The 14,310-nt window shown below is 62.7% G+C and carries 9 protein-coding genes and 1 pseudogene; 1 reads left to right on the forward strand and 9 read right to left on the reverse strand.

Annotated elements, in window-relative coordinates; genetic code table 11:
* Positions 1–1,556 precede the first annotated feature (1,556 nt).
* Positions 1,557–2,294, forward strand: a complete 738-nt coding sequence (locus AC3ERS_RS34715; protein ID WP_431972396.1) for an IclR family transcriptional regulator — start codon at positions 1,557–1,559, stop codon at positions 2,292–2,294.
* Between the two features lie 140 nt (positions 2,295–2,434).
* Here AC3ERS_RS34715 and AC3ERS_RS34720 read toward each other — a convergent pair whose 3' ends face one another.
* From AC3ERS_RS34720 to hglS, 9 genes and pseudogenes are all read right to left on the reverse strand, one after another.
* Complete coding sequence (locus tag AC3ERS_RS34720) at positions 2,435–3,352, reverse strand: SEC-C metal-binding domain-containing protein (RefSeq protein WP_431972397.1); 918 nt, start codon at positions 3,350–3,352, stop codon at positions 2,435–2,437.
* Positions 3,349–4,664 (reverse strand): annotated as a pseudogene (locus AC3ERS_RS34725) (IS701 family transposase). Before AC3ERS_RS34725 ends, AC3ERS_RS34720 begins: the two are co-directional and overlap by 4 nt.
* A 270-nt stretch (positions 4,665–4,934) precedes the next feature.
* On the reverse strand, positions 4,935–6,173 hold the full coding sequence (locus AC3ERS_RS34730; RefSeq protein WP_431972398.1) for an NAD(P)-dependent malic enzyme: 1,239 nt from the start codon (positions 6,171–6,173) through the stop codon (positions 4,935–4,937).
* Positions 6,174–6,475: 302 nt separating this feature from the next.
* Entirely contained in the window at positions 6,476–7,717 is a 1,242-nt protein-coding gene (locus tag AC3ERS_RS34735) for a CaiB/BaiF CoA transferase family protein (protein ID WP_431972399.1), read from the reverse strand.
* A 233-nt stretch (positions 7,718–7,950) separates the two neighbouring features.
* Positions 7,951–8,628: an enoyl-CoA hydratase/isomerase family protein gene (locus AC3ERS_RS34740; RefSeq protein WP_431972400.1), complete on the reverse strand. Its 678-nt coding sequence runs from the start codon at positions 8,626–8,628 to the stop codon at positions 7,951–7,953.
* Positions 8,629–9,223: 595 nt separating this feature from the next.
* Positions 9,224–9,505 carry an antibiotic biosynthesis monooxygenase family protein gene (locus AC3ERS_RS34745; protein WP_431972401.1) on the reverse strand — a complete coding sequence of 94 codons (282 nt, stop codon included), beginning with the start codon at positions 9,503–9,505 and terminating at the stop codon, positions 9,224–9,226.
* Between the two features lie 251 nt (positions 9,506–9,756).
* Entirely contained in the window at positions 9,757–11,505 is a 1,749-nt protein-coding gene (locus AC3ERS_RS34750; protein ID WP_431972402.1) for an FAD-dependent oxidoreductase, read from the reverse strand.
* A 138-nt stretch (positions 11,506–11,643) separates the two neighbouring features.
* The gene (locus AC3ERS_RS34755; RefSeq protein WP_431972403.1) at positions 11,644–12,726 is read right to left on the reverse strand and encodes an alcohol dehydrogenase catalytic domain-containing protein; all 1,083 of its coding nucleotides are present in this window, start codon (positions 12,724–12,726) and stop codon (positions 11,644–11,646) included.
* Between the two features lie 184 nt (positions 12,727–12,910).
* A complete protein-coding gene (gene hglS, locus AC3ERS_RS34760; protein ID WP_431972404.1) occupies positions 12,911–14,296 on the reverse strand; it encodes a 2-oxoadipate dioxygenase/decarboxylase HglS in 1,386 nt (461 codons plus the stop codon).
* Between the last annotated feature and the right edge of the window lie 14 nt (positions 14,297–14,310).

The raw sequence follows: 14,310 nt of genomic DNA on the forward strand, positions 1-14,310 counted from the left end.
GTTTCGGCGTACCGGCCCGGCCTACCGGCCGATCGCGCTCGGCAAAGACATTGTCAGATGCACATAGAACCATTCCCAAATTTTGTAAGAGCACCTCTATATGGCTGCCGTTGACGATTACACAGCCCCAGCTCCCGGCCTCGGCTGTTACAGGCCCAGCAGGGCGCATTTCATCCGACAACGCAACGGCTGCTGTCCGTCGCTCCGCAGAAACTTCCCACTCCCCTGCCGCCACAGCCAACTTCCGCGAGCCCTGCACGCGCTGCATAGATACCCCTGACGCTTGGTTCAACCAGGACAACCACGGAAAGATCCATCAATGAGATGGAACGTCGCGGCTCCACTCAGGACATCCGAATGCGCAGGTCAGGGCGCTTCTCGCTAGATGCCGTCACAGTAGCCGCGTCCAACCCTGCGTATAGGGGAATTGACAGCTCTCGCGACCTCCAATCGGAACACTCACGCGAACCGACTGCCACCGGCACCATCAACCAGCCCTCTCGGCTGGGTACTTACGGGCGCCAGCCAGCGCCGCATTTTGTAGCGTGACCATTAGATGGATGCCTGACTCTCGACATAGCCGCGCCAGCTCGAGGGCTTCGAGCAGGCGGTGGTAAACGGCTTCTCCTTGAGCACATGGGCCCCGCGCTCACGGCCGCGGCGTTGCGTTGGCCGTGAGTCGGTACGTGCAGTCACTCCTTCCCGGAGAAGAGGCAGGCGAGGACGATCGCAACCAGGGAATCGACGGGGCGGCCAGGACGCCGCGGTCGTCGAGGTCGCGCAGATGATTGACCGCGGCCGTCCTCTCGCGCACGCACTGCATTGAGATTCTCGCCGGACCCCGGAGGTCCGGCGCGCTGCAGTACTTCACGAACGCCATCAAGCGCGCGGGTTGTTGAGATTCTCGCCGGGCTCGGAGGTCCGGCGCTGCCCTGAGGACGTTCGCGCGCTGTATCCTAGTCAGCGGTTAGCCGTCTGCTGATCGACCTGCGCGCCACCGCTGGGACGTTGCGGGCATAGCTCCTCGAACTTCCGCACTGCTCGCGCCGTGGCCTCGGCTGACTGCCGTGCTCGCGGCGGATTACAACGCGTGACTTCACCGTCTCGGCACCATTGCCAAACTTTGACATTCGGTGGAGATTGGATCACACCGCCACAGTGGCGCGTTACCGTCCGCTGACGGCGTCATCAGACCGCGTAGACCCACGAGCCGTCCGGCCTGCACAGCCGCGATCTCGATTGCCCCGCCTGCAGGTCACCGCCGCGGACGGCTGCGTCTCCACGTCGATACGCGGCAACTGCCTTGACCCGAGGTAAACCTTGGTAGACGACTTCGAAGGTTGATGAGCCGCGCGCAACACGCTGGTCGGTCCGCAATGCGGCTCGTTTCGCTCATATAGAGGGCGCAGCTATCAAAGCATCTACTGCGGCCGCGGCCGGAATCCCTAGGGAGTCGCGCTACTCCGGACCGGCCGACAAATTTCGCCAGCCTAACGGTGTGCCATACTGGTCTACAATACGGACCGACTATCCCGAACGATACGAAGGAGCGCGCAGTGAGGAGCGTGCGAACGACATTCCAGATCCTCGACGCCGTCGCGGACAAGCAGCCAATCGGCCTCAGTGAGCTCGCGCGCCAACTCGGTCTACCCAAGAGCACCGTGCAACGCAGCCTCGCCACTCTCGCCGAGCTCGGCTGGATCCGTTCCGACGGACGTGAAGCCACCCGCTGGGTGCTCGGGGAGCGGGTGCGTGTTCTCAGCGAGAAGATCGATGATTTGGGTCGCCTTCGCGAGGTGGCTCCCCCAGTCCTTGAACGGCTCAACAGCGAGACGCTCGAGACAATCCACCTGGCCGTGCCTGAGACAGACACGATGCGACTGGTGGAGCGACGGGAGAGCAAACATGCGTTGCGACTGGTTCAGCCGATCGGCACCCGATCTCCGCTGCATGCCGCTTCGACTGGGAAATCCGTACTCGCTTACCTCACGGCGTCCGAGATCGATGAATACCTCGACAGGGAGCTGATGTCGCTCACGCCTCATACGATTACCGATCCCGACCAGCTCCGGGCTGAGCTCGCAACCATTCGAGAACGCGGCTATGCCATCTCCGAGCAAGAGATGACGGACGGTATCATCTCCGTCGCAGCCTGCATTCGCCAACTGGGCGGTCGCCCGATCGCGGCGCTGAGCATTTCGGGGGCAGCTTCTCGAATGTCACCGGATGTGTGCGAAACGTACGGTCGTAAGGTCGCGGCTGCGGCTGCTGAAATTGCCGCAAGCATCCGGTGACGCTGAGTCCCTTGTATTCGCAACCTGCGGCATGTCACTGATGTTTGGCGCTAGGGTTGGCCAACGCTGCGGCGATCGGACGGCAGCGCCAGCCACCTAGTACTCCAGCACGACTTCGTAATCGGTGCTGGTTGATGGGGTCATGTGGTGGGTCGGCCGCAGCATTTCTTGTATTTGGTGGTAGATCCGCACCAGCACGGTGCGTTTCGCGGGGGTGGCCAGCTGATGGCGTGGCCTTCGGCGATGATCTCGTTGATGCAGGCCAGGCGGGTGTCGGAGTCGGTGGGGTCGCCGCCGGTGCGGATGGTGTGGTCGAGGAGTTTGGCGACGGTGAGGGGCACCATGGTGATGCGGGGGATGCCGGAGTCGGCCAGATCACGGTTGGCTTTTTCCCGCTCGGCGATGGTGGCGTCGGCGTCGATGGTTTCGACCAGTTGCGGCCAGGTTTCGTGTGCGCGGGGAATTTCCGGGCGGGGCCAGAACAGCACTCGCATTTCACGCGGCGGTTTGGGTGTGGTTGCCGCACGGGTGAATTCGTCGGCGTGGCCAGCCATGGACTGGACCGAGTCGTCGAGGTCGTCGGGGGGTAGTTCCAGCGCTCGGCGGACGCGGTGGCGGCCGGCGATGACGTGGTTGGCGTAGCAGAGGAACCCCAGTTCGGTGTCGCGTTCGGCCGTCTCGTCGTCGGACAGCCGCGACACGGCCATGTTGAACCAGGTCAGTGCCTGCTGCAGGTCACCGCGTTCTTCCAGTAGTTCGGCGGCCATGTGATACGGAGCAGCGGAATCGATCCGGTCTCGTCGTAACGCGTCCAGCTGGGCGTTCGCGTCAGCATCGCGGTCGAGGTCGAACAGGATTTCCGCCAGCGTCACCCGGGCGTTGCCGCCGTCCTCACCACCCAGATCGATCCCCTGGCGCAGCAGGTCGATGGCGCGGTCATGGTCTGCGGCGTGCCACCATTGCACGGCGGCTTCGAGCAGGATTTCACCACGCTGGTCGGGGTAGCGGTCGAGATCGGCTTCCAGTTCGGCAGCCAGAGTCGCCGGTCGAGTGTTCACCCGGGCACTGTAGTTGCCGCGCCGCGTCGACGGTAGTGACAGACCCGGGACCGGTACTGATGTCGTCGCCGCCAGTTCGACCAGTGCAGCCGGTCGATCATCACGCGAACGGGTTGCGCCACCAGCACCGCGAACAGATGACGGATCTCGTTGCGGGTGAACGGGATCCGATCTGAGGAGACGGCGGCGAGGGCATGCTCGCCGACAGCCAGGACAGTGAGGAAGGCGTGGGCGAGCATTGCCAGCAGCGTCCAGCGGTGCCAGGACCGCCACCCCCGCACTTGATGCTGGTCCAGGCCAGTCAGTGTCTTGGCGGTCTGGAAATTCTCCTCCGTCGACCACCGGCGTCCCGCCACTTTCACCAGCCGGGCCAAGGTGACCGGTTGCTGGTTCCAGCAGCGGTAGTAGGCCATTTCCCCGGTGCGCTGGTTGCGGCGGATCATCAGCCACCGGCACCCGGGCACGGCGTTGTTCTCATCGGTTCCGATCTCGATCCAGGCCCAGTCGTAGGTGCGGGGCCCTTTGGCGCCATCACCGGCCGACAACGACTGCCAGGCCCGCCGCGGCAAAGCGCGAGCCAAGACATCGGCGCGGACACGGCCGGTCACGGTCGTGACGCGATGGTCACAGGCGACGGCGAAAACGTAACCAGTACCGCGAGATTCGAGCTCACCACGCAGCTTCGGATCACCACCGTAGACCTCATCCCCGGTCACCCACGGTGCGGGGACACCGGCATCGAGAGCACCGATGATCAATCGTTTCGCCAGGGCAGGCTTGGTGGCGAACCGCACGTCGGCAGGCACCCCGGCCTGCATGCAGCGGACCGGGTCACCTGTCCAGGACTTCGGCAGATACAAGGCGCGGTCGATGAACGCGTGCCCGGCACGAGTGGCGTAGGTGAGATACACCGCGACCTGGCTGTTTTCGATCCTGCCAGCCGTGCCGGTGTACTGGCGCTGGACCCCGACGGTGTGCACCCCCTTCTTGAGATCGCCTGTTTCGTCGACCACGAGCGTCGCATCGGTGTCGCCCAATGCTCGATCACATAATCACTTAGGTCATCTCGCAGCCCGCCCTCATCCACCACAGCCGCCGACAGCAGATGCTGCATCCGGCCCGGACCGTTATCCCCGGCCTGCTCCGCCAAGGTCCAACAGTTCTTACTCGGCAGCTCCGACACCATCCCGGCCAGCATCTTCACCACCGTGCGACGAGTCTCCACCCGCCCGAACCGCGCCCCGATACCCGCGGCCAGATCCTCGAACTCACGCTGCCATCGACCACCATCAACACCAGCCGACACCACCAAACCCGTTGCACCACTCACGAGCACGACATAATCACCCCCCAGCCGCCACCCGAGCAACCAAGCACTCCACCATCGATCACGAAGTCGTGCTGGAGTACTAGAAACAACGGTGGACAGACGGATGATCCCGCGTCTTCGAACCCGATCAAATCGATGAATGTACTTAATCACTACGGCATCCGCAAAAGCGCTACCGTCGTACCAAGCGCGCTGGACAGGTTGGGCGAGCGGCGCTGCCTTGGGGGTTGGGGTCAACCGAATCCCATGGCACTACGGGATCGCATTTCCGTTGCTCTTGGGCGGATCCTGGGGCTGCTGGTCTGCAATGCCGTCGGCCTGTGCCACGGCCGCTACGGCCGCGGCGACGGCAGGCGCGACCCGCGGGTCGAGCGGGCTCGGGACGATCCTATCGGCGGCCAGCTCATCAGCGACGACCGAAAAGATTGCCTGCGCGGCCGCGAGCTTCATGCTCTCGGTGATGCGGCGAGCGCCCACGTCGAGCGCACCTTTGAACACACCGGGAAAGGCGAGCACATTGTTGATCTGATTCGGGAAGTCACTGCGGCCGGTGGCGACGACAGCAGCGTGGCGAGCGGCGACCTCGGGATGGATTTCTGGATCCGGGTTCGACAGCGCGAAGACAATCGCGTTGTCCGCCATCTCCGCAACGACTTCCTCCGGGACAGTGCCGGCCGAGACGCCGATGAATACATCTGCGCCGCGCATAGCCTCGATCGGCCCGCCATATCGGCCCGCCGGATTGGTGCGAGTGGCCAGATCGATCTTGCTCGGGCCGAGGTCGGTACGGTCGCGGGACACGATTCCTTTCGAGTCGAGGACAGTGATGTCCCGGATGCCCACGGCGAGCAGCATATTCGCGCAGGCCACACCGGCCGCACCTGCCCCGGAGATAACGACTCGCAACGCGCACAGATCGCGTCCCTGCAGCGTGACCGCGCCCTTGAGGGCGGCGAGAACGACGATGGCGGTGCCGTGTTGATCGTCGTGCATGACCGGGCAGTCGAGCGCCTCGATGAGACGCTTCTCGATTTCGAAGCATCGCGGGGCCGAGATGTCCTCGAGGTTGACTGCGCCGAAACTCGGACGAATCCGGACGAGCGTTTCGACGATCTCGTCCGGATCCGTGGTGTCGAGCACCAGGGGAATGGAGTTCAACCCCGCGAACTTCTTGAACAGGGCAGCCTTACCTTCCATCACCGGCAGGGACGCGCGCGGGCCATTGTTCCCGAGGCCGAGGACGGCGGTGCCGTCGGAGACGACGGCGACGAGCCGGTCGGTCCATGTGTAGCGGCGGGCAAGAGACTCGTCCGCGTGGATGGCGCGGCTCACCTGGGCAACGCCCGGGGTGTAAGCGATCGACAGGTCGCGCTGGCTCTCCAGCGGCGCAGTCAGCTCGACGGACAGTTTGCCGTCGATGTGACTGTCAAAGATCTCCTCGTCAGTCAGTGCGACTTTTCGAGCAGCTACAGATTCGGACACTCTTGACACGTTGAAACTCCTGACGGTTGTGGCGGCGACTTCTGGAACAGCAAGGCTGGGTCGCCATCCTGGCTCCGGTGCGCGATATGGACATAGATCAGCCGAGGCCGAGTTACGAAGGGGGAACGGCAAGTACCGGTATTGCCTCATCAAACCGTCTGATTTGTCGGCAAGTTCAGGCCCATGGGGGGCGCAGTGAGTCGGCGCCTGACACATTCGGCGGGTCCAAGCCGCTGCTACAACGGCAGACCGGGCGTCCATGGTCAGCGCCCACTCTCATGGGAAGGCGGGACATACAGTGTCCGCTTTGCTCAGCCGCCGTGCGGAGTCGGAGTGCATATAACCTGCGCTTGGTCGATGACACCTTTTCTGACCAGATTGTCGATATCAGTGTCCTCGTAGCCGAGTTCTCGTAGAACTTCCCGACTGTGTTCCCCCAGCGAGGGCGGGTGATTCCTGATCGGAGTGGGGCTGCCGTCCACCCACAGGGGCCCGCGGAGCAACCGGTCCTCGCTGTGTTCGTTCCGCACTGTCTGAACGAGCCCGAGTGCTTGCACCTGCGGGTCATCGAAGACTTGGTCCATGGTGTAGATGGGGCCTGACGGAACCCCGGCGGCACGCAACTGCTCCAGCCACTCATTCGCCGGCTTCTTGCCGAAGAGCTCGTTCAGCTCGGCGGACAAGGCGCTCCGATTGGCGGCTCGCAAGGCCGAAGCCGAGTACTCGGGGCGCCTTGTGAGTTCGGGTGCACCCAGAATCTCGCACAGCGCCGACCACTGGGCATCCGTTCCGATCGCGACATTGATGCTCGAGTCTTCCGCATGGAAGGTTCCATACGGCGAAATGATCGGGTGATCGTTGCCTTGTGGTTGTGGCACTTCCTGGACAGACAGATAGCGCTGCGCCTGAAAGGTCATCAACGAAATCGCACTTTCCAGGAGCGATGTGTTCATCCGAATTGCCCGGCCTGAAACGGCGCGGCCCACGAGCGAAGCGACGATTCCGATCGCGGAGAACATACCGGCGGCCATGTCGACGACAGGTACGCCAACGCGCATCGGCGTGTGCTCACCGGCTCCGGTCACTGACATCAATCCTGACATCCCTTGAGCGACCTGGTCGAGACCGGCGTCGTTCCGCAGTGGACCGATCTCACCGAACCCAGACACGCTCGACAGCACCAGATCGGGCCGGTCGACCTGCAACCGCTCAGGATCCAGGCCGAGCTTGGCGAGCACGCCAGGCCGGAAGTTCTCCACGAGCACATCGGCCTCCGCGACCAAGTCAGCCAGGATGGTCCGGGCCTCCGGGGTGCGAAAATCCAATGCCAACGAACGCTTGTTACGGTTGGTGCTCAAGTAGTAGAGGCTGCGCGAGCCGTCGAAGGGGGGCCAATTCCGCGTCGCGTCGCCATTGGGAAGACCCTCTACCTTGATCACATCTGCACCTAAGTCGCCCAGCAGCGCTGTACAAAAGGGACCCGCCAGCGCCCTGGTGAGATCAACTACCCGGATACCGCTGAGCGGGCCCGAACCTGATTTCGACTCAGCCATGAAAACCCCTCCGGTTCCGGATCTCGCAGTAGTCAAGGCGCGCGATAGCCTTCCCGCGATTCACGAGAAACGACCGCGTTCCCGAAGTCGCGCTCCGGGTCGATCGATTTTCGAGAATAGACATGGCAACTCCGTTCACTTCACGTTTTGCAGTCGGGCCGGATTCCCGCCCCAGGCAGGTGTCTGGGATGGCACCGAAATTCGTGGGAAAGATGCCCACCGCACCAGCGAGATCACAGACCCGCCGTTCGTTGCGCTGCATTGCGAATCAATTTGCGGGTCGCAACCATCGTAGAAGCGTCACCCCGAAGTACTGCATCGGTAAAATTTGTCACTAGCTCGTCGAGCTCACTACTACATTCATCGACCAGACCGATACGCGCCGCCTGCGCCGCATCCAGGCGTTGTGCGGTGAACAACATGTGTGCCGCACGGCCGGATCCCAGGAGTTCGACAAGCCTTCCGATTGAGCCCCTGTCGTAGACGATTCCGTGCCGAACCGCGGGAATCGCAAAGAATGCGTTGGAATGTGCGAACCGAATGTCGCAGGCCAGCGCGATGCTGCATCCACCGCCGATGCACGCACCCTCGATACTCGCCACGCTTGGCACCGGAAATTCAGCGATGGCACAAAGAGACCGAACTACAAGTTCGTGGAACGAGGCCGAGGCCGTGCCGTCGGACCGCTTGACCTCGCCCAGGTCGGCTCCAGCGCAAAATGCGCCACCGCTGCCCTTTACCACGAGTACGCCAATTTCCGGCCTGCCCGACGCCACCGCGAGATGTGCGAGAATGGCCTCCCACATATCCCATGAGACCGCGTTGCGTTTCTCCGGGCGACGCAACTCCAGTACGGCAACTCCACCGTTCACATCGAACCCTACAAATTCGGACAATACCTCCTCCGTCATTGAGCCGGCCAAATCGCCACCGTCCCCAGCATGCCGGTGCTCGCCGTCATCAACTGCACCGCCGGTTCGCGGCAAGCGGCGCAGCCATAGGGCACTTCACCTGAAAGAACATGCCAACCTTTCCAGATCGGTCCATCTTACGGACCGGGTGGACCATATAGAGGAACATTACCGCTTCTTCGGGGATCGAGTCAACAGTCCTTCTGCTATGACAGTTAGGTTCTATGGCGCGCAAACAAAGCTTCGCCGATAGGCGGTCCATAATACGGACCGACTATCGCCCGCGGCTCGGATCCACGTGTTCGACAGACAACGTCACGGACCCACAGCGCACCGAGTTACATCGCGTGCACCCTGATCGACATGGCAGCTGCATGCGGAATCGCCGTGGGCCGATAACGCAAAGAACACGTCGACGACTGCCAGCCCGGGACCGAAACTTGGTAGCCGTCCGCTTCAGCCTCCGTCCCGAAACGAACATAACCAGTTAGCCGTTGAGAGCACCCACTGCACAACACGTTCAAGGGGAACGACCAGCAGTTCCAGGAATTGACAGAGGAATTGACAGTTCAGCCGTTCCGAAAATCTGCTTGCATCAGATTTCGAACAGCGCTGTCATGTGACGCTCAACATTCGGGAGTAGATATTCTTCAACAATCTCGATATGCCGGCTGTTTGCGACATATGCGTCGAACGAAGCCTGGTTCTCAAATATCGCCGTCACAGCATAGTCGCCGTGATCGAAGCGTACCCCAAGATCAGATCCGACACGGTAGTCGAGAACTCCATCGCTGTTCTCGCCGACATCGCGCAGTTCACTGGTGATGTAGTCGATGAGCTGGTCATCGACCGCCCCGCCCTTCCAAGCGATGATCACCGTGTGGACGACCGCGCCTTCAGGATACGAAGGAATGGCTATTGGACGCTCCCTTTCTCTCGAGACCCTTCGACGCACCGGGGAATGCATACACGGGCAGCTCGATGCTGCTGGCAAGACATCGCCCACTCATGCGATGCGCCATCCGAGTCGGTTGCGCGAGGCGTGCTGCCGATACCGCTGACCGGCTTGGCTTACCTGAGCGACGCTTGCCGTATTCGTCCCGCTTGGCGCTCCTGTGGATCAGCGTTCTAGTCGGCGGTCAGGTTCAGCGCCTGCCGGATTGCTCCGCGCAAAGCGTCCTCCGGCGAGTCCGGGCGCCCGTGTGACCGCCAGGCAATGAATCGGTCGGGCCGGACCAGCAACGCGCCGCGATCACCGATTTCGCGTACCGCTGCCCACTCACCGACGACGTCGTCGTACTCGCAGCGATACCCCACGAAGTAGATCGGCAGCTCGATAGCGAGTTCGGCACTGATCTTGGCCGCCGCCTCCGCCCATGGCTCGCCTCCGATCCCGACGATCAAGCTGAAGCGCCCATGCCCGACGAGATCAATGGTCGAGACCTGGCGACGATCGTGCTCGACCCAGGCATGTGGGAGACATGCTCCAGGGTGAGTGGTCGGTTGATAGTGCAGCACGGGGTCCCGTTCGGGCGCGGGGAAAGGTGTGCCGTCATCAACCACAGCGCAGGAGGTGTAACGCTGTCCGAGCTCGACGCCCAGGGCGTTCGACCGGTAGTGCTGCAACTCGACCGCCTCGGCAAGGGCGGCGCGTCGCTCAGCGGCACCGTCGGCATCGGAAGTGAGCTCACGCAGCGACGCCCAGCCCTCTTCGGACGACTGCCCACGCCGCAAGCCGAGCGCCCCGATCGCTGCTCCCTGGTTCTTCAGACCCTGAATCGCCCGCTCCACGATTTGCTTACCCACGGGCTGGCGCTCCTCGTCGTAGCTGTCGAGCAACCCCTCGCCAGCGCGTCCGGACAATACGAAAGCAAGCTTCCAGGCCAAATTGAAACTGTCCTGGATCGAGGTATTGCTACCCAGCCCACCCGCGGGCGGATGCCGGTGCGCGGCGTCGCCGGCGAGGAACACTCGTCCTCGGCGGTATGTGTTCGCGACCATGCGGTTGACGTGCCACTTGCTGACGCCCTTGACCCGGACCTTTGCGTTCGGCAGACCGGTCAACGAGCGGACGGACTCGATAACGGCAGTATCGGAGGTATCCGGTTCGCCATCAGCGGGGTCGTATTCGCGCACCAGCACCCAGTCGTTCCAAGGGCGGATGCAGAAGAACGATCCGGACCCGACCCACGACTCGCCGCCTGGCTGGTAAATCATGTAGATCACGCTGGGCCTATGGGCGGCATACTCGGCGAGATCCACCTCGACCCACAGATTGAGCATGTGCTTGAGCCCCGATTCGCCCTCGAAGTCGAACCCGAGCTGTTCCGCGACTCGCGAGCGGCCACCGTCCGCACCGATCGCGTACTTCGCGCGAATGACGTACTCCCGTCCGGTCGCCCGCTCACAGACGCGGGCATGGACGGCCTCCGCCGTCTGCTCGATCTGCACGAGTTCATGAAGGAACCGAACATCCGCGCCCCGCTCGGTAGCGGCCGCCAGTAACACCGGCTCCACGACGTGCTGCGGCGCGTTGAGCCCCTCACACGGACTCGCAGTTGCGTAGTCAACAGCTCGATCACCGGTGCCATAGGATCGGTAGCGAAAGATCTCTGGACCGGCGAAACTCGTCGCGAGCACGTTGTTTCCCAGCATCGGCAACGGCATACTTACCGCGCGCACGCGATCCTCGATGCCGACATCACGGAAAACCTCTACGGTCCGCTGGTTGGTAATCAGTGCGCGCGGCTGGGGCGACGTTCCCGAATACCGCGAGAGGGTGATGGTGGACACCCCATGCGCCGCCAGCAGCGTCGTTGCTGCGAGCCCAGATGGCCCCGCACCTACCACGAGGACGTCGGTTTCAATCGTATGCATCAAACAAACCTCCGATAAAACTGCAGGATCGTCACGCCTGCGAAAACGAAATCGGGCAGCCAGGCCCGGACAGCGCGCAATACTCACTGGCTCCCGGTTCAACGCTGATGACAGAGCGGATCGACCTGTGCGGTGGCGTCAGGGAACGATCACGTAGTTGCTGAACCCGCCGTGTCTGTTCTGGATGACCGACAATCCGGCATTCACGTCGGCGAGTTTGAAAATCTCGTGCTCGTACACCGACAAATCGACTTGACCGGTGGCCGCCATATCGGCCATCTCCTGGCCCTCGGCGGTGGAGAACCAGAGACTGCCGACGAATTCATTGAGGTTCGACATGGCCACGAACATGTCGATCGGAACCTCTCCCGTGACGCCACCTACATTGACGTGGATGCCCCCGCGGGCCAGAGCAGCCATCGCGGCGAGCATGGGCTCCTTCGGGGTTCCCGTAAAGAGAGCGTCGATCACGGCGCCGACGCCCTCGCCTCCGGTGAGCCTGCGGGCCCAGTCTGCTACCGGCTCTTCGTCGTAGGCAGAGTGGACCTCGATTCGCGCTGGATCGATCGCCCGGACCCGTTCGAGCAACGTACGGTCGCGCCCGGTGCCGAGAATCTGGCGCGCGCCCAAGGCCCGCGCGAACAGGGCGATGCCCAGCCCGAGGGTTCCACTGATGCCGTTGATGAGCACCGTGCTTCCCGGTCCGACTCCGGCACGACGAAGCGCCCGGTAGCCGGTACCGAGGTACCCCCAGCGCGCCGCCGTCTCATACGAGACGGTGTCCGGAAGTTTGACAAGACTGTGCAGCGGAGCGGTCATGAACTCGCAGAAACCGCCATATGGATAGTCTTCGAACAGCACGGCCGAGTGCTTGCTGAAGCCCATGTAGCCGTTGAAGGCGTAGGCCGGGCAGAGCTGCGACTTGCCCGTCCGGCAGTATCGGCAGCCGCCACAGTACCGCGCGGGGTTGACGTACACGCGATCGCCGATTTCGATGCCGCGCGCCTGCGCACCTTTCTCAACGACGACGCCCGCGGCGTCGAGACCAAAGATCGCGGGCAGTTTCGGCAGCGAAAGGTTGGGGAAGTCGTGCATGCGGGTCAGCACGTTGATCAGGTTGGGCACGAACCCGCAGGCTCGCACCTCGACCAGCACGTCCGTGGGTCGGGGAGTTGGCACCTCGACCTCGTCGATCTGCAGCGGGTCGCCGACCTTGTGCATTCGCGCAGCGCGCATCATCCTCGACATCGTTGTCCTCCTTGATACATGCACCGGACACTGCTCCGTGTCGGTTGCAGGTTCCGGCATTTCTTTCTTGGTATTGATTGGGCCGTGTGGGCTCGAGGACGTCGCGTTCCAGTGTCATCGTCCGCGGCGGCCGAAGTGAGGTTCGATGTCCCGCACATCACCTCTTGTCCGACGCCGTTGCCGCACCCAACGCCGCGCGAACCGAAGCCATCGAAGCTGCCTCCATGGCTTCGTACAACGTGAATGGATCCGCCACGTTCGCCCCGAGCGCCTTTTCGAAGTCGGCTTGCGCTTCTGTAGCCGAGTAGGACCTCTGCTCGGTGCCGCCCAAATTCGACTGGAAAACGCCGGCAGCGCTGACAGGGAGGAAGTCCTCGTAGATCACCGGCGATGCCTCGACGACGCCCCCGGCGATCAATGCCTCCAAATCCGAGACGCCGATCCGATCCGGCTTGAAACTGTCGGCGAGTCTGTAGTTGAAGTAGCCCAGGCCCTCCTGCCGCAGCGTGTTCAGATCGTCCGGAAAGCGTGCGAAGACTTCTTGCAGACGCTGCTCATAGTTGTGAGCCTGCGAGCCTTCCTCACCGCGCGCTGCGTCGAGCAATGTGTCGTACAAAGCCCTCCCCTTCGGAGTGAGGGCCAGGCCCCGCTGCTCGATCTCGCCGAATCTGGCCGTGTGAGTGCCCATCACGCCATTTGCGCCGTCATTGAAGCGAACCTCTTCCTCGAGCGCCTTGAAACTCGTCTGGCGGAGCAGGATCGGAACTTCGCGGCGAGGAGGACCCTCGATCACGTCTTTGGCGTTGATTCCTCGGGCCTGCATCTCCTCCTGCGCGGCGTCGATATCGAGCGTTCTCGGCGTCAGATGGTTGATGTGCGGCCCCTTGAAGCACGCGACGTCGGCGATGAGCCGATGCACATCGTGCAACTTCTCGTATGTCTCCGAGTCGACAACTGTGTCGCTGTGCCATCGGAACGTCTCGAGGACTTCCCGCACGAACTCGGTCGCGGATTCGCCGTCGAGACCACCGTCGCGTTCGAACTGCTCAACCAACGCGATCGCTCGGTCGGTGAAGATCTTGCGTTGTGAAAGCAGTTTTGTGGCCTCCGCCCGCAGGGCGTGGTCATCGATCAGTTCGAGACGCAACAGTGAGGTGAAGACACGAAACGGGTTGCGGTTGAGACCTTCCAACTTCACTGGCCGGAAGGCGGTCGAGTGCACTGGGACGCCCGCGACGGACAAATCGTAGTAGCCGACGGGATGCATGCCCATCACAGCGAACACGCGCCGCATCATCGACAGTTCCGCAGCCGTCCCGACTCGGATAGCCCCGTGCCGCTCTTGGCCGAGCCGGTCGAGTTCACCCCGGCGGCGCAGATCGAGTTCCAGGTCGGGAGATCCCGCGAGCACCTTGCCGTTGACGTCGTCGACGATATCCAGCAGGTCGCCGTAAAGAGGTACCTCGGTGCGGTACATCTGCGACATCGCCTGGAAGAACGCCGTGCGAATGTCGTGCTCTGACATGAAGTCGTTTTCAGTCATTTTTCACTCTTCTC

Source organism: Nocardia sp. bgisy134 (genome assembly GCF_057708325.1).

Bases quoted from the DNA above. Each gene is read 5' to 3' on its own strand.
- AC3ERS_RS34755 (WP_431972403.1), bottom strand. From the start codon at position 12,726: ATGCACAAGGTCGGCGACCCGCTGCAGATCGACGAGGTCGAGGTGCCA.
- AC3ERS_RS34740 (WP_431972400.1), bottom strand. From the start codon at position 8,628: ATGACGGAGGAGGTATTGTCCGAATTTGTAGGGTTCGATGTGAACGGT.
- AC3ERS_RS34735 (WP_431972399.1), bottom strand. From the start codon at position 7,717: ATGGCTGAGTCGAAATCAGGTTCGGGCCCGCTCAGCGGTATCCGGGTA.
- hglS (WP_431972404.1), bottom strand. From the start codon at position 14,296: ATGACTGAAAACGACTTCATGTCAGAGCACGACATTCGCACGGCGTTC.
- AC3ERS_RS34750 (WP_431972402.1), bottom strand. From the start codon at position 11,505: ATGCATACGATTGAAACCGACGTCCTCGTGGTAGGTGCGGGGCCATCT.